The organism is Pirellulales bacterium, from assembly GCA_033762255.1.
Lineage (GTDB): Bacteria > Planctomycetota > Planctomycetia > Pirellulales > JALHPA01 > JANRLT01.
Window position 1 is genome coordinate 14194 of record JANRLT010000054.1, and the last position, 24935, is coordinate 39128.

General features: G+C 56.5%; 22 protein-coding genes. 13 read left to right on the forward strand and 9 right to left on the reverse strand.

Annotated elements, in window-relative coordinates; translation table 11 throughout:
• The first annotated feature begins 14 nt into the window (after positions 1-14).
• Positions 15-1163, forward strand: a complete 1149-nt coding sequence (locus tag SFX18_15515; protein ID MDX1964559.1) for an SAM-dependent methyltransferase — start codon at positions 15-17, stop codon at positions 1161-1163.
• A gap of 8 nt (positions 1164-1171) precedes the next feature.
• Here the strand turns inward: SFX18_15515 and SFX18_15520 are convergent, their stop codons facing one another.
• Together SFX18_15520 and SFX18_15525 are read right to left on the reverse strand one after the other, a co-directional pair.
• Entirely contained in the window at positions 1172-1759 is a 588-nt protein-coding gene (locus tag SFX18_15520) for a mobile mystery protein B (protein ID MDX1964560.1), read from the reverse strand.
• Positions 1760-1785: 26 nt separating this feature from the next.
• On the reverse strand, positions 1786-2154 hold the full coding sequence (locus SFX18_15525; GenBank protein MDX1964561.1) for a helix-turn-helix transcriptional regulator: 369 nt from the start codon (positions 2152-2154) through the stop codon (positions 1786-1788).
• Positions 2155-2524: 370 nt separating this feature from the next.
• Here SFX18_15525 and SFX18_15530 point away from each other — a divergent pair, with 370 nt between their 5' ends.
• The 4 genes from SFX18_15530 to SFX18_15545 all read left to right on the forward strand — a co-directional run bounded on the left by SFX18_15530 (position 2525) and on the right by SFX18_15545 (position 7388).
• Positions 2525-3820: a hypothetical protein gene (locus SFX18_15530; GenBank protein ID MDX1964562.1), complete on the forward strand. Its 1296-nt coding sequence runs from the start codon at positions 2525-2527 to the stop codon at positions 3818-3820.
• A 201-nt stretch (positions 3821-4021) separates the two neighbouring features.
• Positions 4022-5584 (forward strand): glutamate--tRNA ligase, encoded by a 1563-nt coding sequence (gltX, locus tag SFX18_15535; protein MDX1964563.1) that lies wholly within the window; start codon positions 4022-4024, stop codon positions 5582-5584.
• Positions 5585-6014: 430 nt separating this feature from the next.
• Entirely contained in the window at positions 6015-6467 is a 453-nt protein-coding gene (gene tnpA, locus SFX18_15540) for an IS200/IS605 family transposase (GenBank protein MDX1964564.1), read from the forward strand.
• A gap of 522 nt (positions 6468-6989) precedes the next feature.
• Positions 6990-7388 (forward strand): hypothetical protein, encoded by a 399-nt coding sequence (locus tag SFX18_15545; GenBank protein MDX1964565.1) that lies wholly within the window; start codon positions 6990-6992, stop codon positions 7386-7388.
• A 114-nt stretch (positions 7389-7502) separates the two neighbouring features.
• Here SFX18_15545 and SFX18_15550 read toward each other — a convergent pair whose 3' ends face one another.
• The gene (locus tag SFX18_15550) at positions 7503-8837 is read right to left on the reverse strand and encodes a DUF1559 domain-containing protein (GenBank protein ID MDX1964566.1); all 1335 of its coding nucleotides are present in this window, start codon (positions 8835-8837) and stop codon (positions 7503-7505) included.
• An 84-nt stretch (positions 8838-8921) separates the two neighbouring features.
• Between SFX18_15550 and SFX18_15555 the strand changes: the two genes are divergently transcribed.
• The gene (locus SFX18_15555; protein ID MDX1964567.1) at positions 8922-9242 is read left to right on the forward strand and encodes a GlsB/YeaQ/YmgE family stress response membrane protein; all 321 of its coding nucleotides are present in this window, start codon (positions 8922-8924) and stop codon (positions 9240-9242) included.
• A 269-nt stretch (positions 9243-9511) separates the two neighbouring features.
• On the opposite strand, the gene SFX18_15560 is transcribed toward SFX18_15555, so the two are convergent.
• The 3 genes from SFX18_15560 to SFX18_15570 form a co-directional block, all read right to left on the reverse strand.
• Positions 9512-10498, reverse strand: coding sequence for a HAMP domain-containing sensor histidine kinase (locus tag SFX18_15560; protein ID MDX1964568.1), 987 nt, complete (start codon positions 10496-10498; stop codon positions 9512-9514).
• Between the two features lie 93 nt (positions 10499-10591).
• Positions 10592-11173 (reverse strand): response regulator, encoded by a 582-nt coding sequence (locus tag SFX18_15565; protein ID MDX1964569.1) that lies wholly within the window; start codon positions 11171-11173, stop codon positions 10592-10594.
• Positions 11174-11734: 561 nt separating this feature from the next.
• Complete coding sequence (locus tag SFX18_15570; GenBank protein MDX1964570.1) at positions 11735-12190, reverse strand: transcriptional repressor; 456 nt, start codon at positions 12188-12190, stop codon at positions 11735-11737.
• Positions 12191-12467: 277 nt separating this feature from the next.
• Here SFX18_15570 and SFX18_15575 point away from each other — a divergent pair, with 277 nt between their 5' ends.
• The 5 genes from SFX18_15575 to SFX18_15595 all read left to right on the forward strand — a co-directional run bounded on the left by SFX18_15575 (position 12468) and on the right by SFX18_15595 (position 17142).
• Positions 12468-13475, forward strand: coding sequence for a hypothetical protein (locus SFX18_15575; protein MDX1964571.1), 1008 nt, complete (start codon positions 12468-12470; stop codon positions 13473-13475).
• Between the two features lie 40 nt (positions 13476-13515).
• Positions 13516-14004, forward strand: coding sequence for a Holliday junction resolvase RuvX (gene ruvX, locus SFX18_15580; GenBank protein ID MDX1964572.1), 489 nt, complete (start codon positions 13516-13518; stop codon positions 14002-14004).
• 61 nt (positions 14005-14065) lie between these two features.
• A complete protein-coding gene (locus SFX18_15585) occupies positions 14066-14953 on the forward strand; it encodes an SDR family oxidoreductase (GenBank protein ID MDX1964573.1) in 888 nt (295 codons plus the stop codon).
• A gap of 177 nt (positions 14954-15130) precedes the next feature.
• On the forward strand, positions 15131-15928 hold the full coding sequence (locus SFX18_15590) for an MBL fold metallo-hydrolase (GenBank protein MDX1964574.1): 798 nt from the start codon (positions 15131-15133) through the stop codon (positions 15926-15928).
• A 140-nt stretch (positions 15929-16068) separates the two neighbouring features.
• The gene (locus tag SFX18_15595) at positions 16069-17142 is read left to right on the forward strand and encodes a hypothetical protein (GenBank protein MDX1964575.1); all 1074 of its coding nucleotides are present in this window, start codon (positions 16069-16071) and stop codon (positions 17140-17142) included.
• Between the two features lie 69 nt (positions 17143-17211).
• On the opposite strand, the gene SFX18_15600 is transcribed toward SFX18_15595, so the two are convergent.
• The 3 genes from SFX18_15600 to SFX18_15610 form a co-directional block, all read right to left on the reverse strand.
• On the reverse strand, positions 17212-19335 hold the full coding sequence (locus SFX18_15600; GenBank protein ID MDX1964576.1) for an Hsp70 family protein: 2124 nt from the start codon (positions 19333-19335) through the stop codon (positions 17212-17214).
• A gap of 128 nt (positions 19336-19463) precedes the next feature.
• Positions 19464-20420, reverse strand: a complete 957-nt coding sequence (locus tag SFX18_15605; protein ID MDX1964577.1) for a formylmethanofuran dehydrogenase subunit C — start codon at positions 20418-20420, stop codon at positions 19464-19466.
• Positions 20421-20505: 85 nt separating this feature from the next.
• Positions 20506-21942, reverse strand: coding sequence for a hypothetical protein (locus tag SFX18_15610; protein MDX1964578.1), 1437 nt, complete (start codon positions 21940-21942; stop codon positions 20506-20508).
• Positions 21943-22567: 625 nt separating this feature from the next.
• Between SFX18_15610 and nusA the strand changes: the two genes are divergently transcribed.
• Positions 22568-24064 (forward strand): transcription termination factor NusA, encoded by a 1497-nt coding sequence (gene nusA / locus SFX18_15615; protein ID MDX1964579.1) that lies wholly within the window; start codon positions 22568-22570, stop codon positions 24062-24064.
• Between the two features lie 302 nt (positions 24065-24366).
• On the forward strand, positions 24367-24935 hold a 569-nt coding region (locus SFX18_15620), incomplete at its 3' end, for a translation initiation factor IF-2 N-terminal domain-containing protein (protein ID MDX1964580.1).

The following is a 24935-nucleotide window of genomic DNA, read 5'->3' on the forward strand; positions in this document are numbered from 1 at the left end:
GGGCGGCATTGTCTATGACGCAACATCTGTTTTTGTGCGAGTCCGGCAGCGAGTCCGCGCTGCGGGACGAAATCCTGCGCGAGTGGTCCAGCGTGCGGGTGGCTAGCCCCGCGCCGGGCTATGTGTGCGCGGTTCTGCCCGGCGACACCCAGCTCCCGCTGCACTCACCCATTTATGCCCCGCATCAAGCTGGCTGGATTCCCTCGCTGGCATGGTCGCGACAGGCCCTGCCGATGATCGAGCGGCTTACCGCGACTTCCATCCAAACCTGGGGCGAACTATTAGGGGCGCGGTTGATAACCGCACTGGAAGGCCACGACCGCGCTTGGCGCTGGCACTTGTTTAGCTACGCGCCCGTCGCCGATGCCGAATTTACCCCCGATGCCGCCCCTCTGCCCGAAAGCGAAGGCGTCGAGCGGTTCTTTAGCAAGATTTCTCCCCGCCGCGCGGGACTCATTCAAGAAGTGGTGATCGATTACCTCAAACGCAAACAAAAACGATTATTAAAGTCCCTCCTCGAACCCGCGGGGACCTGGCAGCCGGGGGAGGTTTTTATTCAGGTTTGTCTGAGCGCGAATGACTATGGCTGGTGGTCCAGCACGAGCGAACCGGAGCGCAACTTTTGGCAGGATTGCCTGAGCCGGTTTCCCGCAGGTATTGTCCAAATTCCCAGTGACCTGCAGGCCCCCGCCCGCGCGTTTGCCAAACTCGCCGAGGCCCTCGAACACCTGGATAGAAATATTCTCCCCCGGCAAACGTGCGTGGACTTGGGGGCTAGCCCCGGTAGTTGGACCTGGTGGGCGGTTAAACAAGGGGCATTCGTCCAGGCGATTGACCGTAGCCCCTTGCGTAATGATCTGATGCGGCATGAGCGGGTGGAGTTTTCCCGCGGGGATGCTTTTAAGTTTTCTCCCCCTGCCCCCGTGGATTGGTTATTGTGCGATGTCGCGGCGTTTCCCGATAAGATTTATGAATTACTGGCCAAATGGCTGGGTCATCGCTGGTGCCGCAGTTTTGTCGTGACCATCAAATTTCGCGGCGGGGACGATTATCCGATCTTGAGCAAGTTCAAGCTGCTGCTGAGCGGCAGCGGTTATGATTTTTTACTGCGCAAGCTTTCCGCCAATAAAAACGAAGTCACCGCGATGGGAAGTTTGCTTTAATCGCCAAGCTACTTTGGCAACAGTCGATGATGCAGTTCGTAGAGAAGGCGCAAGTTCCCCGCATCCGCCACTTTCAGGCAATCAATATACTCTTGCCGCAAGGAACTCACTTGGCTGCCAACTTCGGCGGGCCAGACAGGCAGGGGGTGGCGACGTTGCTTCAGCCAAATACTGGCTAGCATTCTTGACCAACGCCCGTTTCCGTTGCGAAAGGGATGGATTTTAACGGCGCGATAATGCAGATGAACAGCTTGCTCAAGGGGGTCGGGCCAATGTTTCCTCCAGTATACCAGATCGGCAAGCAACTGTTGCAACTGCTCCACGATCAGCGCCGGTTGGCTCCCCAAATTGAGTTCCACGGCTCGTATCGTTCCCGCCCAATCCCATACTTTTCCAAACATTTCCGCATGCAAGCGTAAGACCCATGTGTAGTTAAACGGGGCTAGTTTGCGTGAGGGAGTGCCCGCCAGGTATTTAATGGTCGCGTCATGTAAATTTTGTGCTTCCGCGATGGACAACTGTCGACGATTAACAATCGACGGGTCCAGCAGGCCCTCGCGTAGATCCAAGGGTGTTTCACCTTCCAGGTCATCCAAGGTATTCCTGTCACTGCCACAATTTTTCACTGCCACAACTTTCGCTTGGAACCCGCCATCAGTTGAATGTACGTCTGCTCGACCAAAGCCTCGTATTCATCTGTCGTTAGCCCTTGACCCTCGAGCGCGGATGTTGCCTGCGTGATGTCCGCCAATTGTCGGGCTTTTCTTAGGGCTTGCTCTTTGAGCATGAGGTTTGTTTCTTGACACGGCAGAATGGTTAATTCACAACCCAGGGCCTGTGCCACCGCAGCGATGGCTTTACTGCTAATTGCCTCGTTTCCTGCAAAAAGACGATTCAACGTGGGCCGGGAAACGCCGCTACGTCGGGAAATATCACGTAAACTCATGCGCAGATTGCGTTTACGATCATTTAATTGTTGCTGGATGTTCATGTGTGGACCATATATGAGGCAATTGCCATATATTATACATCATTTATAAAGCATTTCCACTTATGTGGATTCAATTTAAGAGACTTAAGTTTGTAAAACTAGTGCATTAGGTTAAATACGCTAGCGGCCTTGCCTACCCGCTGAATTCCCCGCCGCAATCTGCCGATGCTTTCTACTGACAATTTTGCAAATCACGGGTAAACCAGGCAAAACAGGGAAGTTTTGTCGAATTTAACACCGGGGTTAACCGCAGGTTGCCTATTCTGCCTGCCGCAGCCGTTGCTGGGGCCATCGGCACAGCTTTTCCGATTGGCCTATTCCGTTAGGCCAATGTGGACGCCCTTTATGGAAGAAGGTCGATTTTTCCCTTATGCTTCGTTCGCGCGATGATCGCCGCCGTCGGGCCCTGGTCGAGGAATCCGCGTTACGCGAGGGGGCCGAACCACAAGAACCGACGATCGGCGGCGGCGCACAAGTCTTGTATTCGCAGGATGCGCAGCGCTGCGGGGATTTGCGCTTGCGCGACCTCATCCCCCGCCGTAAACGCATTTTGGCCATCTGCGGCACGCTGTGGTTGTTGGCCACCACCCTCATCCTGGTTGCTATCTATTATCAGCAAGATTGCTGCGAGCGTCTGGGCGTTGCCAGCCTTCCGGCAATCGACCCGCGACTGCCGAACAATCTGGCGGCTTGGCTGACCAGCATGACCCTGGGTTTGACCGGCGGGTTGGCGGGGTTGATCTATACCTGGCGGCAATACCGCCTGGATGATTATCGCGGTCGATACCGGTTGTGGCTGATCGGGGCAATGTTTTATGGAACTCTAAGCGTGGGCGTGGTGGCCCCCGTCCACAAACTATGGGAATTGCTGATGGTGCAGGCGACGGGCTTTCGCGGCTGGGATGAAGGGAGCGTATGGTGGATTGGTCCGTTACTCGTCATTGGAGCGGGTTTTGGCATACGTATCTCGCTGGAACTGGCGCGTTGCCCGGTGGCACTGGGAAAATTTTTGCCAGGCAACGGTCTGATCCTGTTGGCGGGCGTGGCCCAAAATCAAACCTATTTGCCCAGTCTACCCCCATTTTTTGCCAGCTATGCCTGCGCGCTGGTCGGTAGCGGGCTGGTCATGCTGGGCCTCTGTACCTATGCCCGACATGTGCTACTGGAAATTGACGGCGTGATCAAGCCCCGCGCGCGGCAGCCCCAGGCGGAAAAGCCGACTCGCAAACGCAAGTCCGGCGAAACCGTGCGGATCGATGCGGCTCACACCCCGGAAAGCGACAAACCCGCCAAGTCGACCAGCAGCCCCGCGGCTTCGTCCACCGCCAAGTCCGAAAAGCCAACCAGTGACGGCAAAGTCAATCCGTCCGGCGTCACTAGCCAAAGCCAGCCGGTAAAGACACCTGCTGCCACGCCCACAACCAAAGACGCAAACCCCGCCACCAAAAATTCCACGGGGAACGTGAACCGGCCGCATGCCTTTGGGACCAAACCCCCAGGACCCTTAGCCGGGGCGATTCACCAACAACAGGCTAAAGCCACAGTCTCTGCGAATTACACTGACGACACCCCGGATAGTGACGACGATGACGAGGGAGACGACACGGGGGGCAACCGCAAATTGAGCCGCGCCGAGCGCAAGCGTCTGCGTAAATTGCGGGGTTGATGATAGTCCTTGCGCCGCGGCGACTTCCCGCGCAAGAGCCAGGGATGGGGTGTTTCTTTTTGCGCCATGCCATCATGCCCCGTCCTTTGGGACCTACGGATTTTATCCGCCAAATGGTATAATCCTGGCACGTTGGTTTCTTCTGTTAACCGCTTGGCCTCGTGTTGCCGGGCAGGCTCCTATTTTTACAACTGTGTACTTATGGTTCGCACCCGTTTTGCCCCCAGTCCCACCGGTTATTTGCACATCGGCGGAGTGCGGACCGCGCTCTTTAATTGGTTGTTTGCCCGGCAACATGGCGGGCAGTTTTTACTGCGCATCGACGATACCGACGCGCAGCGCAATGTTGAGGCGGCCCTGGCTCCCATTTTGCACGGGTTTCGCTGGTTAGGGATCGACTGGGACGAAGGCCCCGAAGTCGGCGGGCCGTATGAGCCGTACTTTCAGTCCCAGCGTTTGCCGCATTATCAGGCCGCCGTGCAAAAGCTGCTCGCCAGCGGGCATGCCTATCGCGATTTTGCCACGACCGAGGAATTAGCCGCCGAGCGCGCCGCCGCCGAAGCCGCCAAACAAACCTTTGTCTATAGCCGCCGCTGGCTGGCCGAAACCGACGAACAAGCCAAGCAATACGAGGCCGAGGGGCGCGCCGGGGTGGTCCGGCTAAAAATGCCCCGTACGGGCACTCTGGTGATTCCCGACCTGATCCGCGGCAATGTGGAATTCGCCTGGGCCAGCGAGCAGGACCATGTCATCCAGCGGGCGGACGGCACGTGCCTGTACCATCTGGCCAGCGTGGTGGACGATCACGACTTTGCCATTACGCATGTCATTCGCGCGGAAGAGCACCTGAGCAATACGCCGCGGCAGATTTTTATCGCCCAGTCGCTGGGGTATGAGTTACCGCAATACGCGCATTTGCCCTACGTGGCCGAGCCAGGGAGCAAAACCAAGCTAAGCAAGCGCAAGCTGGAAAAGTATTTAAAGAACAAAGAATTCGCCGCGCTGAACGATCATGGGCAGGGAATTGCGACAAAGTTGGGGTTAAATCTGGCGGCGGACACCTTTAACCCCGTCATTGTCGATTTTTATGAGCAAGTGGGATATCTGCCCCAGGCGATCGTCAACTACCTGCTGCTGTTGGGTTGGTCGCTGGATGACAAGACCGAATATTTTACCCGCGAGGAAATGATCCGTGATTTTACGCTCGCGCGGGTGAACAAGGCCCCGGCCAGCTTTGACCCCAAAAAGCTGCAAGCGTTTCAGGACCATTACTTTGCGGAGCTTCCCGCCAAGCAAAAAGTCCCCCGCCTGATCGATTTCTTGCAGCGGGCGGGGCATTTGCCCAAACCGGTCGATTGCGCAGTCGGGCCGTATGTGCTGCAAATCATCGCCGCCGCAGGGGACCGGATCAAGGTCTTTGGAGATATTCTAAACTTTACCGAATTTTTTGTGCCGGACGAAGAACTGGTTTATGACCAAGCCGCGGTGGAAAAGACTTTTGCCCAGCCGATGGCGCGGCAATTGTTAGATGAATTTCGCGACACGTTGGCCGCCGTGCCGGACTTTGCGGTAGCGCCGCTGGAGGCCGCGCTGCAAGCGTTTGTCGCGGCCAAGGCGATCAAACCGGGGGACCTTATCCATCCACTGCGCTTGGCCCTCTGCGGCAAAACTGTCGGCATGGGCCTGTATGACACGCTGGCGATTCTGGGCCGCGCGCGGTCGCTCGCGCGGATCGACCGACTGTTGAGCAAGGCGGGAAAATGAGACTCGTTGTGAAATGACTGAAAGTGTTTGTAGCTTGTGGGCCGTTGGCCCAACCGATCCCAGCCTTACATATTTGAATTGCGGCAAGCAAAGCGTCGCCCTTGGATAATAGGGAAACACAATAGGTAGGGCCAAAGGCCCGATTCAACACGTTAATCACAGGCCAACGGTCCACACACATATCCGTGGGCTGAAAGCCCAACATATCCCAGCCTAGGGCAAGCGCAGCGTCGCCCTAGGTAATTGATGCTTTTCAAAGTGAAGGGCCAAAGGCCCGATTCAACACGTTAATCACAGGCCAACGGTTCGCACACATATCCGTGGGCTGAAAGCCCAACATATCCCAGCCTAGGGCAAGCGCAGCGTCGCCCTAGGTTAACGATAATTCTAGTAGGAAGGGCCAAAGGCCCGATTCAACAATACGCATATCATGCCTCAATCTCTTTCCTTTATCCTGACGCACATTATTTTTAGCACCAAGGATCGTACGCCTTGCTTAAACGAACAGATTTTACCCTCCTTGCATGCCTACTTGGCAACAGTGACCAGGAACCTCAAATGCGAATGTTATCGTGTAGGCGGGGTGGCCGATCATGTGCATCTGGCGGTGCGAATGTCCAGAACCGTTACGATGGCCGAAGTGATTGAAGAACTAAAAACCAGCTCGTCCAAATGGCTTAAGCAACAAGACCGAGTCTTTATAAATTTTCATTGGCAGCGGGGATATGGAGCATTTTCAGTGGGACCGGCCGATTTGGATGCCTTGCGCACGTACATTGATAACCAAGCCATACATCATCAACAGCGTACATTTCAGGACGAGTTCCGCGCATTCCTGACAAAATATGGGATTGAGTATGACGAGCGGTATGTCTGGGACTAAGCGGCTGAATTGGGTAAGGATGAATCGGGCTTTCAGCCCTTCCCATATTTTGTTCTTATCTACCTAGGGCGACGCTGCGCTTGCCCTAGGCTGGGATCGGTTGGGCCGTTGGCCCACATATTCGCTTGTCGTTTCCTCAATAACATATAGGGGAAAGCTTGCCGCAATACAAGGCAAAACGGCTGGGATCGGTTGCGCCGTTGGCCCACAAATTCGCTACGATCTTGACCGATTAATATTTCACTCGGACCCGTGTTACTTCCACGCCAATCCGTGGCAAAAATCGGGCAAGGCAAAGGGGGTCAGGAGTCTTCCGCGAACAAGCCAACTTGCCAAATGCGTTTTTACCGCGTCAGACTCCCGACCCCGTGGTGCAACTTTTCCTAAATCGGGTTACGCTGCGCTTCCCCCCGCGCACGATCCCTACAATCCGACGTTGTGCGGTCGTCGCGTGTGCTATGCTTTCAATGATACCGGGCAGCGGGCCCGGAAATTTCAACCACTGGACTGCGAGTGTGACACATGGGTGCGGAACCGTGGGATTATTTTGTCCCGTTCGAGACGGATGTGCAGGGGGCGCTGGACAAACTGAAACAGCGCGAATTTCTAGCCGGTCGCTTTCGCTATAGCGAAGAAGGCCCCGCCACGATCGACGAAGCGCGGGAAATCGCCGATGCCGACGGCACCGGGTCGATTTTGGATATCGACACCATCGGCGACGAACCAGATTTTGGCGTAGTCGCCCCGCTCCCCGAGGAGCGGCTAGTTGAGTTTTTTGGCACGGATCAGCCGACGCGGCAGATGATCGAGGGAAATATGGAATTCTACGAAGAGATCGACCGGGGCCAGGGGGTTTACATCCTGGCCTATCAAGGGAATCAGCCCAGCGAAATCTTCTTTGGCGGCTACTCTTACGATTGACGGGCGAATCTAACAATTAACGAACGTGAATCGCTCCCGTGGTTGCCGCGCCGCGCGGCAACCACGGGCTGGGAGCCAAAATGGCACTAGTTGAAATTGACTCTTAACTGATCCTCAATCTCTATCGCTATAATCACCCGCAGGATCATCCCCGCCACGACGCGATAGCATTGCAATATAAACCCTGGGATGAACCATGCTGGAGACCAATTCCATTACCGAGCTATCCGCAAAAGCGACGATCACCACGTCCCCCGTGTGATCGCTGCTGGGACCCCACCAGCGCAGAGGCTCCGCCGTGGTGTTATAAAAAACGGGGTTTTTCAACGTCGCATCCGGTCCATAGTTGAGCGCGGTCACATTGTCATTTGGTGGCGAAATTCCCTGAAAGTAATGCCCCTTTGGGCCTGTTAAAATGCATGGCGGCGTACTGGCCTTTCCTTTATCAACGGCTGTGCCTGTCGTAAACTCCACCGGAAAACCGCACGCCCAGACGCAGCGCGGGTCGGACCAGCTATTGCAGTTGGGGGGCGCTTGGCCATTCACTGGCTGAGGATTCATCCCCTCTTTGGATTCGCACATCATGATTGTTTTGGACGTGCCGTCGCAAATGCCGGCCATCGAGATGCCGCGCGACAACTTTCCGGGAATGATCACTCCCTCCGCCACGCTGTCGGGCGCTTCCTGGCAAAACCGCTGCTGCGCGGTCGCGGGCGTGGCGATGTAGTTGGTTACGCCGTACACGGACTTGGCCGGATCGACCACGCTGTAACGGCCGGTGTTGGAACAATCGCCGGAGTAGGAAGGGCAGATGAACGCGGATATTGGTAGTTGTTCGAGCGAAACTTTGCTGTTTCTGTACGTCCCTCCCGCGGGATTTGGTATTGTAACGCGGGACCGCTTGAGCGTGAATTTGTTGGACGCTCTCGAAATCTGCTTGTAGCTCGCATCCTCCTCGATATACGGCATTAGCCGTACCAGAAAGCTGTACTGATCCGCGACGGCGGGATTGGCCGGGTTCAAGATATTCTGCGGATTGCGGGGGTCATCCGCGTCGCCCGCTTTGACATCGGCGGCCAAACCTTCCTGCGGAAAGCCGGAAAAGTACAACGGCGGCAGAGACTTTTGTGCGTCGTTGTAATTGTGGACCGCGATTGGCAGATAGCGGATGGCGTTGCGACAAGAGATTCTCAGTGATGTAATCCTTGTCGTAATAATTCCAGGCGCACATAGCGCCCAGACTAGCGCAAAAACAACAAAAAGCGCTAACAGATCCCGTAACCTAAACTGATACCCACGTGGTTCCTCGGACATGGCAGACTCCTTCACGAAAAGAGGTTTCGCGGAGCCGCAAGAAAAAAAAGATGAATCCGGCCCCGCGGCTATTGATTTTACACCCGGGCGGAGGCCGCTGGCGAGCGAATCTGGCCACGGCGGGGGAATCCCCATGGTTTTGCGACTCCCCGATCCGGCAAAACATGCTATATTTTGCGGCGGAGGGGGGATTTTGCCATTTTACTTTGGAGGTTTGTCATGTTGCTCGCGGGTAAAATCGTGGTCTGGCTACTGGTAGGGGCGTTCGCTGGCACTCTCGCCGGGCGGCTGGTCACGCTCAGCAAGGAAGGCTATGGGCACTGGACCAATTTTGCCATCGGCATTGTTGGGGCACTCGTGGGGGGGCTGATTTTTTGGCTCTTTAGCATCGACCTGGGCCTGGGGGAACTCAAAGTCACGTTCGAGGATTTGCTGTCGGCGTTTGTCGGCTCGCTGGTCTGCGTGTTTGCCTGGTGGATCTATGAAAAGAACGCCAGTAAGACCCCCACCGCGCCGGCGGATTCCAAGCTGAAGCTATAGGAAGGCGGGAGATTTATTAGTCTGTGGGCTGAAAGCCCAACCAACGGCCCGATTCAGAACGCCATGCCAAAATTTATTTGAACAGGAGGAAACGGAGGAAGCAGAGGAGAAATTTTATGTTTTTTAATTGGCGTAGAGCAATTACGAATACTTATTGAACAAAAAGTAACGAAGGGGCGAAAGATTTTATCGGACAAGCGCAGCGTCGCCCTAGGCTGGGATCGGTTGGGCCGTTGGCCCACAGTGATGTTCCGGAGTTTTTCACCGCGTCAGACTCCCGACCCCATGGTTGGCAGCCAAATTCGCGCCGTGCATCCCTGGCCTGGTTCGCTGGTGACGTCGATGGTTCCACCGTGGTCGGTGATAATGCGCCAAGCTTTGCACAGGCCAAAGCCCAGCCCGCGGCCGGCCTCACGCCCACTAAAGAACGGATCAAACAGGTGCTCCCGTTCGCGGTCGGTTAAACCGGGGCCATTGTCCTGAATAATGATTTCTAGCCCCTCACCCCGACCCTCTCCCGGGGGAAGAGGGGGAGTGGTATTTGCCTCCTCACCCGGCATCAATTCACCAGGCATCAATTCGCCCGGCACCGCCTCAGCCTGCACCTCTTCACCCCCGCTCCACCGCTCTCCTGCTCCCCCGCTCCCCTGCATACCCTCACTCCGGCCCTCTCCCGGGGGGAGAGGGAGAGCTAAGGAACCTTTTCCCGGAGGGCGAGGGGGAATTTCAACACTAGCGGTAACGGCAATTTCCCCTCCCGCTGTCAGCACATCGCACGCATTCTGTAAGACCGCCCGCAATGCGACCGCCAGTTGGACCGGATCGGCAAAGATCACTGGAAGGTCGCCAGGCAATTTCCAGGCAAGCCCCACGGACTTGGCTTCGGCCACGGGATGGAATTTCTCTAACAGGCCGAGGAGCCACGGTCCGACGGAAATTTTTTCCCTTCGCAGCGCCGGGGGTTTGGCAAAGAGCATCAAATCGGCGATCATCTCGTGGGCCCGTTGCGCCTGGGCGATAATCATCGCCAGGGTTTGCCGTTTGGCGGTGTCGGTTTCGCCCCGTAAGAGCGCCTGGGCACGGGCGGAGATATTGGCCAGCGGATTATTGATTTCGTGCCCCGCCCCGTAGGCAAATTCCCGCAGCGCGGCCAGCTTGGCGTTGCGAAGCTTTGTGTCAAAAGCATCCCGCGGCGGGGCTATATGCCCGTTATTGGTCATGTCACGGGATGAGGGGGGGTGGGGGAAATCCGGCATGGCGGCGGATCCGCGCAGAAAAAACCCCCGCCGGGGCGGGGGTGATCCGCGGTTTATCGCAAAAAATGTCCACGTCGTAAAAAGGGGGCACCGCTAGCTGGCGGTGACGCTTTCCATATCCAAATGGGCGCAGATGCGGTCGATGAGCGCGTCGATCTCGAACGGCTTTTGCAAAAAGTCGTTCGCGCCGGATAGTTTGAGGTCTTCGATTTTGTCCGCTTCGACCATGCCGCTGATGCAGATGATTTTGACGTCATCCATGGTGGAGTCGCCGCGCACCCGCTGGCAAACTTCCTTTCCATTGATATCAGGCAGCATCACATCCAGCACCAGCAGGTCGGGGTGGTATTCCTTGACCATCATACCGGCGTCAAAGCCGTTATTGACGGTGCGGATCTCAAAACGGCCATCCCGTTCAAGCATATCGACCATCAGTTCGACCAGCGCGATGTCGTCATCGACAATCAGCAATTTGCGCTTGCCGCTTTCAAGCGCGTCGGTCGGAATGCCGTTATCGCGCATGAACATGAATAGTTCGGCGCGGGGAATCCGCCGAAACCGGCTGCCCGGGACGCGAAAGCCCTTTAACTGGCCCGAATCAAAGCAGCGAATGATCGTTTGTTGACTGACTTTGCAGATTTTAGCCGCTTCGCCAGTGGTGTAGACATCTTTCATGAATGAACCACCCTTCTCTCCCTAGCCGAGGGTCCAGCTAGTCTAAGCGGGGCTGTGGGTTTGTTCCCTAAACCGTTAGAGATACCCGGACAGCACCTGGGTTGATTGTCTTTCCGTGACACCGTACGCTTGGACAAGTTTTAAGATCTTTGGCTGAGGGACAATCCACGGACCATCAGTCCACAGATCACCCAAGTTACCAAAAAATCCCAAGGTTGCCGGGCATCCAAATTGCCAAGTTTGCCTTGTATGCGAATTATATCTATCTCGCCTAGTGAGTCAAGATTGATTCATTTCGCGTAAATTAACACACGGCTAAACTTTGCCCAGTTCCACTAGTTTTAAAAATGAGTGAAAAAATCGCTTTGGTAGCCGCTCTATCTCCCCTGAATTAACAAATTTACAAACTCTTGCCAAGAGCAATTCACCAGGCCATGAAAATAAGTACCAAAACAGTGCCCCAGCCGATGGTATGGGCAACCAACAGACTATACACAATCTAATCGTTCCCCGAGGGGACATCTTGCCGGGAATGAGCCATTTGCCAGCGGCAATCCAGGGCTACACTGATGTGGGGCAATGCCCACAGCGCCCCTTGAGCAAGACTTCGGTCACGGCCATGATAGGTGAGCCGACCGAACCGGCCGCGGGCTTGAGATTGATATTCACATCGGGCAGGCAAGTCACTTCGCCACAATCCACGCAGACAAAGTGGGGGTGGTCCAAGGTGCCATCTTGATTGGGACGCTTGAGTTCAAATCGCCAAACATGGTCCCCCAGTTCAATCCGCGAGACCAGCCCCGCGTCCGATAATTCAATCAGGTTGCGGTAGATTGTCGCCCGGTCAAAACCTTGCGGGGCCAGCGTGTCCGCCACCTGGGCGTGGCTAAGGGGGGCGTGAGCCTTGATCAATTCCTGCATTACCCAAAGTCTGGCCGCGGTGCAGCGTAAATTGGCTTCGCGTAAGCGTTTGCGGACGTTTTCGAGAGCAGGTTCGGCGGGGTTTTCGGCGGTCACAGGAAGGCTCCACTCGCATAAGGCGGTAATTAATTTTATCTTAACATGTTTTAAGTTCAGGGCCTAGGGAACTTGCTAGCAAGGCAAACCACCAGGTTGATCAAGGCAAAAGGCAGGTTTTGTGGGACAGACCTCGTATTTTAGCTGTTTCGACCAATAATACTAATGTCGTGTTTACTGGAAGTGCTTTTTACAGGGAAAAAATCGCGGGATTGACATGTTACACTTGGGAATGATTGAAGGTTGGGGTGATAGGGTTGTCCAAAACGGGGCGAAGATGACCCTCGGGATGGCACTAGCCGTGGCTTGGGGAATGTTTTTTAGTAGGGGGTTGATCGCCGCCGAACCGCTCCCCCCGCCTGATCCAGCCCCACCGGCATCGATCGAAGAACGTTTGCGAGTGGTGGGATCTAGTCTGCGAAGCCAGCCCCTGTGGTCGGACGAAGCGGTCATTCACGACTGGCGGATCCAAAAGAACTGCCGCGATGGCAGTTGCCGCGTCCTGGATGAAATGCTGAAACCGCAAGGAACCGGAACCTTTGAAGAATGTTTAGCCAGCTTGCGGCAAGCCCAGACTCAATTACCGGCCCCCCCGGCGCATGCGCGGGTGGTGCTCGTGCTGCATGGATTGGGCCGGTATCGGGAATATTGCGAATCAATGGCGGCGGCCATTCGCAAAGAGACTGATGCCAAAGTAATTTGCCTGGGTTACCCCAGCACACAGGCGGATGTGGCGGCACATGCGGCCAGCTTGGCCAGCGTCATCCGTCACCTGCCCGAAGTCCAAGAAATTGATTTAGTGGCGCACAGCCTGGGTAATATTGTGATCCGGCATTATTGGCGGGACCAAACCGATCCGGCCAAGAAACTATCGCCCGATCCGCGCATTCGGCGAATCGTGATGGTCGGCCCCCCCAATCAAGGGGCGCAGCTCGCGCGGCGCGCGGGACAAAACGTGTTGTTCGATAGTTTTTCCGGTCCATCCGGGCAACAACTAGCGCGGGGTTGGGAAAAATTGGAACCGCAATTGGGCACACCGACCTGCGAGTTTGGAATTATTGCGGGGGGGCTGGGAAATGACTTTGGTTATAATGTGCTGATCGACGGGGATGATGATATTTTGGTTGGCGTGGAAGAAGCCAAATTGCCCGGCGCGCGGGATTTTGTGTTGCTCCCCGCGTCGCATTTTCGCCAGATGAGCGACCCCCAGGTCCAGCAGGCGGCGGTGCGATTTTTGCAACATGGATACTTTTTGACCGAAGCGGAAAAACAGCCGCTTCCCTAATCAACGCAACAAGCTGGTTTAACGGAAACCTATTTGAATCATGGACCAGAGCGCGGATCTAGCGGCGATACCTTATTCCGGCCGCATCTGCGCAGTCGATTACGGGACCGTGCGGATTGGCTGGGCTATTACCGACCCGGCACAAAGCTTGGTTTCACCCGGAGAAATTTACCACCGCCGCACTCCCGCGCTGGATGCGGGTTACTTTCAACAACTGTCCCAACAGGAGCAGATTTGCGGGTTTATCGTGGGCTTGCCGGTGCACGGCAATGGCCAAGAAAGCCAAAAATCGCGCGAAGCCCGGCAGTTTGCCAAATGGCTGGGGGGGCTGACATCACAACCGGTTGCCCTGCATGATGAACGCTATACTACTCGGGCGGCGGAAGAAATTTTGCGCGAGTCCGGGTTAAAGGCCAGCCAACGCAAAAAGCATTTGGATAAATTGGCCGCGACGGTTTTGTTGCAAAGTTACCTCGAGAGCCGTCACCAGCCGACGCATAGTCCGCCGCCGCTGGAGGATCCGTCCTAATTTTGCGCGCTGCGGACAAGGGGGCGGATTCCGGGGACCGTGTGAAATAGGAAAACGAGCCATGCATCTGATCGTGGGCTGTGGATATTTGGGTGAACGGGTTGCTCGGCTATGGCTGGCGCGGGAATGGCCGGTTGCGGCGGTCACCCGCTCTCGCCAACGAGCCGAAGAGTTTCGGCGGATGGGGTTGTATCCGATCGTCGCGGATGTGACGCAGCCGGATACCCTGGCCTGCTTGCGGGGGATTGTCGGTCCGACGGATCATGTATTGTGGAGCGTTGGCTATGACCGCCACGCTAGCCCCGACCAACATACCGTGTACGTGGAGGGGCTGGGAAATGTCTTGGCGGCTTTGCCGGAAAAATTTGGAAAAATCATCTCCATCAGCAGTACCGGAGTCTATGGCCAGGGGGCAGGAGAGCTTATCGACGAAGACAGCCCCGCGGAGCCGACCCGCACGGGAGGCCGGGCGTGCCTGGCGGCGGAACAGTTGCTGTTGTCCCATGCACATGGCCAACGTGCGGTCATTCTACGTTTGGCGGGCATTTACGGCCCCCAGCGGGTTCCCAATCGGGCGGCATTTACGGGAGGGGCCGTCTTGGATGTCAATCCGGATAGCTATTTGAATTTGATTCACGTGGAGGACGCGGTTCAAGCGGTGGAATTAGCCTGGGAACGGGCCGCGCCTCCGCGAACTTACCTTATCGCCGACGGCCATCCGGTCTCCCGCGCTCATTACTATGCCGAAGTTGCGCGGCTGCTGAATGCCCCGCCCCCCATTTTTAACGCGATTGATCCCCCCGCCGTCCCATCTGCGGGCATGACCCCGCGGCGTGGATCGGGAAATAAGCGGATCGATAACTCCCGTTTTGTCCATGAATTGCGGCCCCAATTCATTTTTCCCGATTATCGCGCGGGATTGGCGGCGATCTTAGGAGGTAACGAATAGGAATAGCGCGCTGCGCGGCGCTGCCTCATCTAGTTTTCACATTTCATTAAATTTGCACTATGCAAGGACTGTCCCGTCGGGCAACCCTAGCCGCTCCCGCTTAAAGGTTTTACAATCATCTACAACCGTCGGCGGAGCAGATCTTACCGCCGACTTTTATCTTTTACAGGAATTCTTATGTTGCCGCGCAAGCCCGTCTTTCCGCATGTCATTGAAATGAATTATCAGGCGGGCCAGCGTCTGGGCTGCAATGTCTATCTGGTCTATGACCATAACGAATGGGTGCTCATCGACGTGGGATTTGAGGAAACAGCCGACGAGATCATCAACCTGATTCGCGAGTTGGACTTTCCACTTTCCCATTGCCAGGGAATCATTGCCACCCATGCCGATGTGGATCATATCCAGGCCCTGGCGCGGTTCAAGGCATTGCTCAAGGCGCCGGTCTTTTCACATCAGCTGGCGGCGGAACCACTGGAAACGGGTGATCGATTAAAAACCTTTGCCGAGGTCATCCCCCAAAAAATCGACTTAAAAATGCCTCCCGTCAAAATCGATCATTTGATTGACGAAGGGGACAAAGTCAAAGTGGGAGATTTAGAGCTGGAAGTCTGGCACACCCCCGGCCATACCGATAGTCAATTGAGCTTTCGGTTGGGTCAATTGCTCTTTAGCGGCGATAACATTTATCGCGATGGCTGCGTGGGCGCGATCGACGCGCATCACGGCAGTGATATCGCCGACTTTTTACGTTCTCTCGCCCGTATTCGCCGTAGCGATGTCGAATGGCTACTCCCCAGTCACGGGCCAATTTTTAAGAAAGACAATGCGTTGTTGGATCGGGCGATTCAACGGCTAGAAGGTTATCTACACATGGCGGATTGGGGAACCTGCGCCGCCGACTGGCCCTTGATGGACCAGTGGGATATCGAGCTAGCGCGGGGGGAATTTCCCCTTGGAAAAGCGGCGACCTAGCTCCGCCACGTGCTAGCACGGCAGTCGCCAGCAAAATGCTCTCGACAAATTAGGCCGCCTCGCTATTCTTTGGCGGACAAAATTTATCCCGTTTGCTCCTCTTAGGGGCAAATTCTTGGCTAGTCCGCAGGAGGCGGGCCATGCCCTTAAGCGCATTTCCTTTTTCCCGCTGTTTTCCTTGGGCATTGATCGCGATGATTTTCGCGGCTGGTGGCTGTCGGAATGCGCCCGCTCCATTTGATCCGTTTGCCGGTTCTAACCGGATGCCCCCTCCCAATACCGGCGCGTTTACGCCCACAATGGCTCCGGGGGCATATTCACCCACCGCTCCGGGGTATGCTCCGGGTGCCCCCCAGACAGTTCCGCAGGGATTTCCACTTAGCAGTACCCCCCCTCCGGGCAATCCGGCCAATCCCAGCGTTTTTGGCGCTCCCGCGCCACCTCCTAATAACCCCGCCTGGAACGGCATGCCCACGGGCACCGCCGCGCCTGTCGCGGCCAACCCCTGGGGCGTGGCCAATCCTAAGTCTGGAAGTTGGGTGGGAGGAGGAAGTTGGGCCGCGCCCAGCGCCAGTGGCGAAAGCCGTGGCTACGAAAGTCCCTCGAGTTCTTTCATGGCGGCGACACCACCCCAAGGACGCCGAGGAGCCATGCAACTGGCGTCAAATTCCGCAGCGATGGGGAGTAATGGAACGCCCAACGCCGGCATGTGGGACTGGATCGCCGGTAGCCCGCGATCCAATAGTTATGCCACACCGCCGAGCATGCCAGCCAGCTATCCCCGTGGAATGCCCATGGGGGGAGCGCCCGGCACGGTCAATCCGGCGGGCTCAATGCCAAATAGCATGGGAGTGGCCGCTACCCCGCCCTATGGTGTGACAACTTCCGCGGCCCCCGGCACGGTGGCGGGTAATTCCGCCACGACGTCCAACGGAAACCCATTTTACGATAATCCATTTCAGTCCGTGGCGGGGCAGGCTGGGCCGAATGCGCCTGCGGGAGGGATGAACGCCGCGCCTAATCCGGGAGCCATAACCACGAATCAACCAAGAACCACCGGCCCGGGCACGGTTCCGTATGTCAGCTTACAAACACCGCCCGCGGGGACGGCGGGGGGGGTGTCGGCGGATCCGTATCAATATCCGGGGCGGCCCCAAAATCGCGTCATGCTGCCAGAAATTGGCCAACTCCCCGAATCGACAAAATTCCGGTGAGAAATGAACATGCCTTCCTAGGAGCGGGAAAATCTCTTTCGGTAGAACATTCCCGGTGGCGGCCTCTGCTTACTCCGCCTTTTGTGGTAAACCGGGCAGCGGTAAATTTAAAAAATTGCCCGACGGTGTGTAGTTGGCCACGACATAGTAGCCGATTAATAAGCCCAATATCGCCGAGACCGCAAATCCTCCCACCACCAAAAGTGTGCTGGTTAACTGGGACCGTTGCCGCTTAACGTTCTTTTCTTCCGCAAGGGGCGCGGCAACCCTGGATGACTCGGCGGGTGGATCCGCTAATCGCCGCGGTACGGTGCCAGGCGGGCGGGAGGTTTGCTGGGCGGGCGGGCGGGGTGCCGGCTGCTGAACCGTGGACGTTGCTGGAGTGGGCGCAGGACTTTGTTCCCGGGAGAAGGATTTTGGCGCTGTGGAGGTAAGCTCGGCGCGGGGGCTGGCGGGTTTGGCCTGCAGGGTTTGTCCGCCACTTGCCTGACTTGTCTGCAAAGACCGCGGCTTTGGCTGTTCCGGGCCGGGATTTGCCGGTGGCGGGGCCATTTTTTTCTCCGCCAGGCGCGGGTTGGAATCTCCCGGCAGCGGCAAATCGTCATCGTCGGACGGGTCGTCTTCGCCCAGCACATCTTCCAGCATGCGTTCAAATTCATTGAGCCCTTTGTCGGACTCGATCGCCGCGCGCCAGCGATTGACGTTTTGGGAGGATGTGGCGGTGGCGGATTGCAGCTCGATCGACACCGACTGCTGGGTGCCGGGGACTTTGGCCGAGACCTTTAAGCAGCCGTTTTCCTGGTATTCATACGTTACCTCGACCGGCCACCGCGCGGGGAGCAGTTCCGGCAGGTCGCGCACGACGGCGCGGCCGATTTGGGAACAATGCGCGGGATTGCGGCTTTCTCCCTCGAGCACATTGACGACAATCGAGCGCTGGTTTTCGCGATAGGTGACAAATTTATCGACCTTGACCGCCGGTAACCGCGTGTTGCGCGGAATTAAAATCACGTTTTCCTTGCGCTGTGTCCGCCGGTCGATCCCTTCGATCCCCAGGCTATGGGCGTTGACATTGCTTACCGCGAATTTTGCCTGACCCGTGGGAGATTTCTTATGCAGTAAATAATCCGCGTACAATGCCGCCCCCCGCGCGACCGCTTCGTCGGGGTGGACTCCTTGTTCCGGCGGTTTACCTGTCAATTCCGTCAGCATCCGGCGGACCATGGGCATCCGGGTGGAACCACCGACCAAGAGCACTTTGTCGATTTGCGGCCAGGTTAATTGCGCGGTTTGGATCAACTGTCGCGCGGTATATGCGGTCCGTTCCAACAGATTTTCGGTCAGCTCCTCAAACAATTGCCGGGTAATCATGACCGGCATGATCCGCTCGGCAAATTGCACTTCAAAAAGCGTTTGGTTGTGCTGGCTGAGTGATTGTTTGACCAGCTCCGCCTGCAGGATCAGATTGCCGCGCATTTGCGCGTCAGTGCGGGGGTCAATTTGGAACGACTCTTGAAATTTGTCGGCGGCATAGTTGGCCAGGGCCTCGTCCCAGTCCCGTCCCCCCAGTTGCACATCGCCATCGGTCGCCAAGGTGCGGATATCGCCGGGCTGCATTTCCAGGAGTGTGACATCAAAAGTTCCCCCTCCCAGGTCGTACACCAAGACGCGCAACGTATCGCGCGATCCGCCGGTCTGGCGGTCCAAATATCCTAGCTCCTCGCCATACGCTAGCGCGGCGGCGGTCGGTTCATTGACAATGTCCAACACATTAATGCCCGCCATCTCTCCCGCGCGGGTGGTGGCGCGGCGGCGCGGTTCGTCAAAGTAGGCAGGGACGGTGATCACCGCCGCCAGATCTTGCCCGTGGATCAACACGGCGTCATTTTTGAGTCGCTTGAGGATGCACGATTGAATGACTTCGGGGGGCAAGGCCGACCCGCGAATCAATTGCGAAAATTTCCGCTTTCCCATGTCCCGCTTGGCGCATATCGCCGCGCGACTATGGTCCATCAGCGCTAGTTCCTTGGCCGTGCGCCCCACCACGACCTCTTCATCCGCAAAGAACACCACGCTGGGGGTGATTAACTGTCCCTGGGAATTGGGAACCATGACCGTCCGGCCCGCCGCGTCCAGCGTGGCGACCGCGGAGTTGGTCGTGCCCAGGTCAATTCCCAGTGGACGTGGCATCATGATGAACGATGAATCGAAATTTGGATTTTCAGGGATTCGGCAATCAACTTAGTGTCAAAGTCCCAGGGGCGTCTAGCCGCCGGGCAGGTCAAGTTACCGGTTTGTGACAAAATCGTCGCATAAATCGGCTAAACGGCCGCAATCCAGACTTCCCCTTTGCCCGCCGCCAATAAATCTCCATGAAACAATCGTAATTTGCCCTGTAACTCTTCGCAAATTCGCGTCAATTTAGTCCCCAGGGAAAATGCGCCATTCTGCCCCAGCAGGTCATTTCTCACGATAAAGTTGCGCAAATGCCGGGCAAGTAAGTTGAACACCACGGGTTGGCCCTGGTAGCCAGGCACAAATCGGCCGGGGGTCAGGCAATCAGGAAAAGGTAGTTTGGTAAAAGGTTGGACAGCGGGGAGGTCTTTCAATTCCCCTTTGGGTAAATCTTTTGCCAGAATGCCAATCGTCCCCCGCCGCATCCCCTGGCCCATGCGGGGTCCGGCGGTCCCGCCGATAATGATTGTCCCGGCCCGTTGGAAAAGTCCCGCCTCGGCCGCGGCGTTTCCGCCGATAACCAGCAAACCTCGGCGTTGATACTGGCCGGCATGGTTTCCCACTGAACCGCCAATGAGCACTGTTCCTCCCCGCTGTCCGCGTAAACTCCCGGCAAAGCAGCCCGCGGTATTATTACCAGTGTTGCCCTCTATCACGAGCGTGCCGCCAGACATTTGGCATCCCGCGCCATGGCCGGCATCCCCTAGGATAGAGATTTGCCCCGCGCTCATTTCCGCTCCGCAAAAATCGCCAACACTACCCCTGACGGATATCGACCCACCCGCCAACCCCCCACCCAGCCAATCCAGCCAAGAGATATCTCCCGCGATGATCAGTGTCTGGTCCGCGCCATCTCCCGTGATACTAAAGCACTCCCCCGTCGTGCGTGTGCGATTGCCGATTTGCAGGGGCAATTGGGCGATTTGCTCGGTGGTAAGGGAGAAGAATTCGGGAAACCGCCACGCCCGCGCGTCGCCACGGAGGTTGGCTGTGCTGGGCTGGGGGGAGATCGGCGCGGCCAGGGGAGTTAACGTTAGCGGCATGGATGATTCATGGGCCTGGGATTGAATCCGTTTTATCAGCAAAGAACGGGATCATTTTTGGCTAGGCTTACAAGAGGGGATGAGTTTATTTCGCGGTTGTCGCGGCCATTTCCGGCTGAATACGACCTTCTCCTCCGCTAGGCCCACCGCACAGCTCTATTAGGCAGTGGGCGGTGCGTTCCGCCGCCTTGCCATCTAACCGATTAAACTGTTGCCGCACAATCGCGGCGCGCTCGGCTTGGTGCAAATGGGGGTTTTGCAGGTAGTTTTGGGCTAGTGTGATAAATTCAGCGGGAGAGTGGGCCAGCGCGACGCCCCCCGTCTCCAACAATTTTGCGTAATGCGTGTAGTGGGCAAAGCGAGCGACACTTTTGGCGGGATCGGCCAGGGGAGTTTCGCCATCAAAAAACGTATTGATGATCGGCGTATCAACACAGGCGGCGTCAATGGTCAACGTGGAACAACAATTAATGCTGATATCTGAAGCGCACAATAAATTCGCCAGATGATCCATGTCGGACTTGGGCAGGTCCCAGACCAATGTCGATTCGCGGACGGGGGGCTTTTCGATGCGGACGCGCGGACCGGCCAGGGCTTCGTACTTTTTGCAATCTTGGGCCCAAAAGCCATTAATGACCTGTGGATGCAGGCGTATCCACAAATAGCATTGATCCCCCAATTCGTTGGCGTTGATTCGTTGCACCAGGGAGCGCAGAATTTCAAACTCGTGGGGTACGATGCCGGGATTGATGGTGCCGTACATCAGCAATTTGGCGGTGGCGGGTATTCCCTGCGCGGTCAGCCAGGCGGCCCGGTCAAAGCCAGCCTTATATTGAAAATACTGGTCAAATTGGGCCGCGCCGCACCAGCGGATTTGGTTGCGGGGATAATCATGGTACTCGACCGCCTCGCCAGCCATCAGATCGCTCCACACCAACAGGTGATCCGGCTGGGCCCCCATGTAGCCTTTGCTGGTCAGGTTATCCCAGGACAACATAACCGTGGCGGTGCGCAATTTGGCTCGCTGCGCCGCCCGGATTAGGTGGATATCGGCCAGGGAATAGCCAGGCGTGCCAGTTACCACCAGATCGGGCCGCGCGGATAGTAACAGAGGGTCGTATTCGCGGCCAGCATAGAGTTTTTTTTCTAAATATAAATACAACCGCCTTAGCGGGGGGATATTACCCAGGACTTGGTTGACGCAGCGGGAGAACCAATAAAACCCCGGGGAATTCCGACGCAAAGTTTCGCTTTTGGCGTTGAGCGTCCCCCCCAGGCGGGGATTCATGAGAAAGTATTGTCGCAGCGTGGTGAGGTAGTTTTCGAGCCGACTGCTTTTCAGGGGGGTTTTTATCAGGGTGATCTGCGGATGGGCGAATTCCTGTTGAAAATACACCTCTTCCGCATTTGGCGATACCACGACCAGCTCCACCCCCGCCGCCAGCAGGTTTTCCGCTATTTGCGACCGCAACAACATCCGCGCCTGAAAGCCGTGCGTAATATTAAAGAGAATTTTGGGCATGTGCGGAAAGCTAGGGCAAAGCGATCAAGGCCGTCGATGCAAGAATTGCGATTATAAAGTGGCAGTGTCCAATCGGCTACGGCCCGGGATTTGCGGCCTAAACGTGGATGTGCGTCCGGAGGGTGAACAAAAGGGGGGCTGGAGAGAGCAAAAAAAGAGGTGTTTTTATGTCCGGGGCGCCGGTGGATTGTTTTAGAGGGAAAAAACCGACGGGTCAAGAATATTATTTATGAATTGGGATCAGGGGAGTTGATTTTGGTCGATAAATACTCCTGACTTCCCGCTGATCGCTACCTTGACACTTTTTGGCCAATAAGATAGGTTAATGAATGGTTAGCTAACGGTCAGGTTGCGTTAGTGATTATCCTAAGTGTAATCCGGGCCGTTACTTAGAATTTGTGACATGCTTTGGTTAGGCATATTTTCACCCGTTGACGTGTCGCCGGGAGAGAATGTGGGATTTTTGCACCTTCGTGTTACCGTCCTTTTGCAGGGATTAGCCATGTAGTTCTGATCCAGCGTTGGTGAGTTCGTGGGCACTGGCACTGCTGCAAAGGCGGGGCGTGAGGATTCGCGGCCCGTTTTTTTGTTTTTTTAGCAAATCATTAATCTTTCATAACCGATTATGAACGCCACTGAAGTGTTGCGGATTGTGGATGCGCTCCACCGCGACAAAAACATCGATAAGGAAGTCGTCTTTCAGGCGATTGAGTCGGCATTTGTTTCGGCGGCAAAAAAATATTATGCGGAAACCGACGACATCCAGGTGGTGATTGACCGCCGCGATGGGGGAATCGCCGCCACCCGCAATGGCGAGTCATTAGACTTTGAAGAAACCATCGGACGGATTGGGGCGCAAACCGCCAAACAAGTCATTATTCAAAAAATCCGCGAGGCCGAGCGGGACTCGCTGTACGACGAATACAACGAACAAGTCGGACAAATGCTGTCGGGCATTGTTCAAAAATACGAGGCGGGGACCGCCACCGTCGCTTTAGGAAATACCGAGGCCATCCTTCCCAAAAGCGAGCAGATCCCCGGTGAAACCCACCATCCCAACGAGCGGGTCCGGGCCACCGTGTTTGAGGTCAAAAAGCAAGGTTCCCGCGTAAAAATCATCCTCAGCCGTATTCGCCCCCAGTTGGTGCAACGCCTGTTCGAGCAGGAAATCCCCGAAATTTCCGACGGAATTATCGAAGTCCGGGCCATGGCCCGCGAGCCTGGTTACCGAAGTAAAGTCGCCGTCAGCAGTTCTGATCAACGGGTCGATTGCGTGGGCGCTTGCGTCGGCGTGCGCGGGAACCGGATCAAAAATATCATTGACGAGTTGGGGGGAGAGCGCATTGATATTGTCCGCTGGAGCGAAGACCTGCAAGTGCTAGTGCCCAATGCGTTGCAGCCCGCCGAAGTGGATGAAGTCATTTTGTGCCAAATGCTGGGCCGGGCGATCGTGCTGGTGCGGGAGGATCAATTGTCATTGGCAATTGGCCGCCGCGGCCAAAATGTCCGCCTGGCCAGCAAGCTTTGCGGTTGGGATATCGAAATCATGACCCGCGAAGAGTTGGACGAGCAAATCGAGCGGGCGATCCAGGGCTTTGGCCAAATTCCCGATGTCACCGAGGAATTGGCCGAAAAACTCGTCGGCGAGGGCTTTTTGTCCTATGATGATTTGTCCATCATTGAGCCGGCGGATTTGATGGAAATGAGCGGCCTGTCCGAAGAGCAAGTGATGGCGATCACCGAGCAAGCGGAATCCCAGGCGGCGGAGGCGGAAGCCGCCGCGGCCGAGGCGCGTCGCAAACAACGAGAACAAGAACGGATCGCCAAGGCGACCGAAGAAGCCGAGGCCGCCGAGCGAAAATTGTCCGAGCGCCGCGATCGTAACGCGCCGTATGCCAGCGCGGTGACGATTTCCCCTAGCAAGCCCGCTCCCCTGGAACTGGTTGTGCATGCCCCGGATCCCAACGCCGAAACATCCGGCACCGAACAATTGCTGGATGAAAATGGCGGGAGCGAGGGGAACGCCGACGGGGTGTTGGGTCACGAAGGAGCGGATCAATCCGCCGCTGAATCAGCCGTTGCGGCGGGCGGGGCCGCCGAACCTGCGGATAATGCGGGATAATGCCCCGTCTGGCAGGGTTGATGGTGGATAGGATTTGCGGTGGATGCGGGCGGGATGAGAATGAGTTGAACGCGGTTGGGGCAACAAGTAATTCACGTGCAGGTGGTTGGCGGGAAGTCATGGCGAATCGTGCCGGCGATCCAGCAAAATTTCAGCATTAAAAGAAGATCGATACGCGGTTTGGGAATGCGAAATTTGCGGATTGTCTGCGGGAGTGACCAATGAAGTCATAACGTTTTAATCAGTCCCGAGGATTCCGCGCACCTTTATGGCGGATTCTTCGCAAGCGAGGGAGGCCGAACTTGGCCGTTCGTATCTATTCACTGGCGAAAGAGCTTAAGCTCGATAGCAAGGACCTGGTCGATATGTTGCCCAAGGCGGGCATCAGCGGCAAGGGCTCGGCATTGGCTAGTTTAACCGACGAAGAGGAGGTTAAATTTCGCGATTTTTTCGCCCGTAAATCCCGTCCCGCCGAACGGCCCAGCGAGCGTCCGTTGGATCGGTTAGAGCGCCCTGGTGATCCCGCGGGCGAGCGCGTGCTCAAGGACCTTACTCGTCCCAAGCCCGCCCCCTTGGCCAAATCCGCCCGTCCCGTTTCTCCCGCCCAAAAAGCCCCCCCCGCTGGCGATGCGCCAGCTCCTGCCCCCGCGGCTCCCGCAGGAACGTCCCCCCCCGTTACCCCCGCGCGCGAACCATCTGTTCCCACTGACCCCGCCCCTCGGTTAGATCCCGTTTCTCCCACCATCGCGGCCGAACGCTCCACCTCCGCCACTGTCGCGGACAAATCCAGTTCTTCGGATGACGGCGGTATGGATTCCAAGCCGATGGCGGGAAACACCCCCCTGGCTCCCCCGTCCCCCGGTCGCCCCGA

Coding starts and splice junctions, on each gene's coding strand:
- SFX18_15515 (MDX1964559.1), top strand. CDS start 15: ATGACGCAACATCTGTTTTTGTGCGAGTCCGGCAGCGAGTCCGCGCTG.
- SFX18_15525 (MDX1964561.1), bottom strand. CDS start 2,154: ATGAACATCCAGCAACAATTAAATGATCGTAAACGCAATCTGCGCATG.
- SFX18_15530 (MDX1964562.1), top strand. CDS start 2,525: ATGCTTCGTTCGCGCGATGATCGCCGCCGTCGGGCCCTGGTCGAGGAA.
- gltX (MDX1964563.1), top strand. CDS start 4,022: ATGGTTCGCACCCGTTTTGCCCCCAGTCCCACCGGTTATTTGCACATC.
- tnpA (MDX1964564.1), top strand. CDS start 6,015: ATGCCTCAATCTCTTTCCTTTATCCTGACGCACATTATTTTTAGCACC.
- SFX18_15545 (MDX1964565.1), top strand. CDS start 6,990: ATGGGTGCGGAACCGTGGGATTATTTTGTCCCGTTCGAGACGGATGTG.
- SFX18_15550 (MDX1964566.1), bottom strand. CDS start 8,837: ATGGGGATTCCCCCGCCGTGGCCAGATTCGCTCGCCAGCGGCCTCCGC.
- SFX18_15555 (MDX1964567.1), top strand. CDS start 8,922: ATGTTGCTCGCGGGTAAAATCGTGGTCTGGCTACTGGTAGGGGCGTTC.
- SFX18_15560 (MDX1964568.1), bottom strand. CDS start 10,498: ATGCCGGATTTCCCCCACCCCCCCTCATCCCGTGACATGACCAATAAC.
- SFX18_15565 (MDX1964569.1), bottom strand. CDS start 11,173: ATGAAAGATGTCTACACCACTGGCGAAGCGGCTAAAATCTGCAAAGTC.
- SFX18_15575 (MDX1964571.1), top strand. CDS start 12,468: ATGACCCTCGGGATGGCACTAGCCGTGGCTTGGGGAATGTTTTTTAGT.
- ruvX (MDX1964572.1), top strand. CDS start 13,516: ATGGACCAGAGCGCGGATCTAGCGGCGATACCTTATTCCGGCCGCATC.
- SFX18_15585 (MDX1964573.1), top strand. CDS start 14,066: ATGCATCTGATCGTGGGCTGTGGATATTTGGGTGAACGGGTTGCTCGG.
- SFX18_15590 (MDX1964574.1), top strand. CDS start 15,131: ATGTTGCCGCGCAAGCCCGTCTTTCCGCATGTCATTGAAATGAATTAT.
- SFX18_15595 (MDX1964575.1), top strand. CDS start 16,069: ATGCCCTTAAGCGCATTTCCTTTTTCCCGCTGTTTTCCTTGGGCATTG.
- SFX18_15600 (MDX1964576.1), bottom strand. CDS start 19,335: ATGATGCCACGTCCACTGGGAATTGACCTGGGCACGACCAACTCCGCG.
- SFX18_15605 (MDX1964577.1), bottom strand. CDS start 20,420: ATGCCGCTAACGTTAACTCCCCTGGCCGCGCCGATCTCCCCCCAGCCC.
- SFX18_15610 (MDX1964578.1), bottom strand. CDS start 21,942: ATGCCCAAAATTCTCTTTAATATTACGCACGGCTTTCAGGCGCGGATG.
- nusA (MDX1964579.1), top strand. CDS start 22,568: ATGAACGCCACTGAAGTGTTGCGGATTGTGGATGCGCTCCACCGCGAC.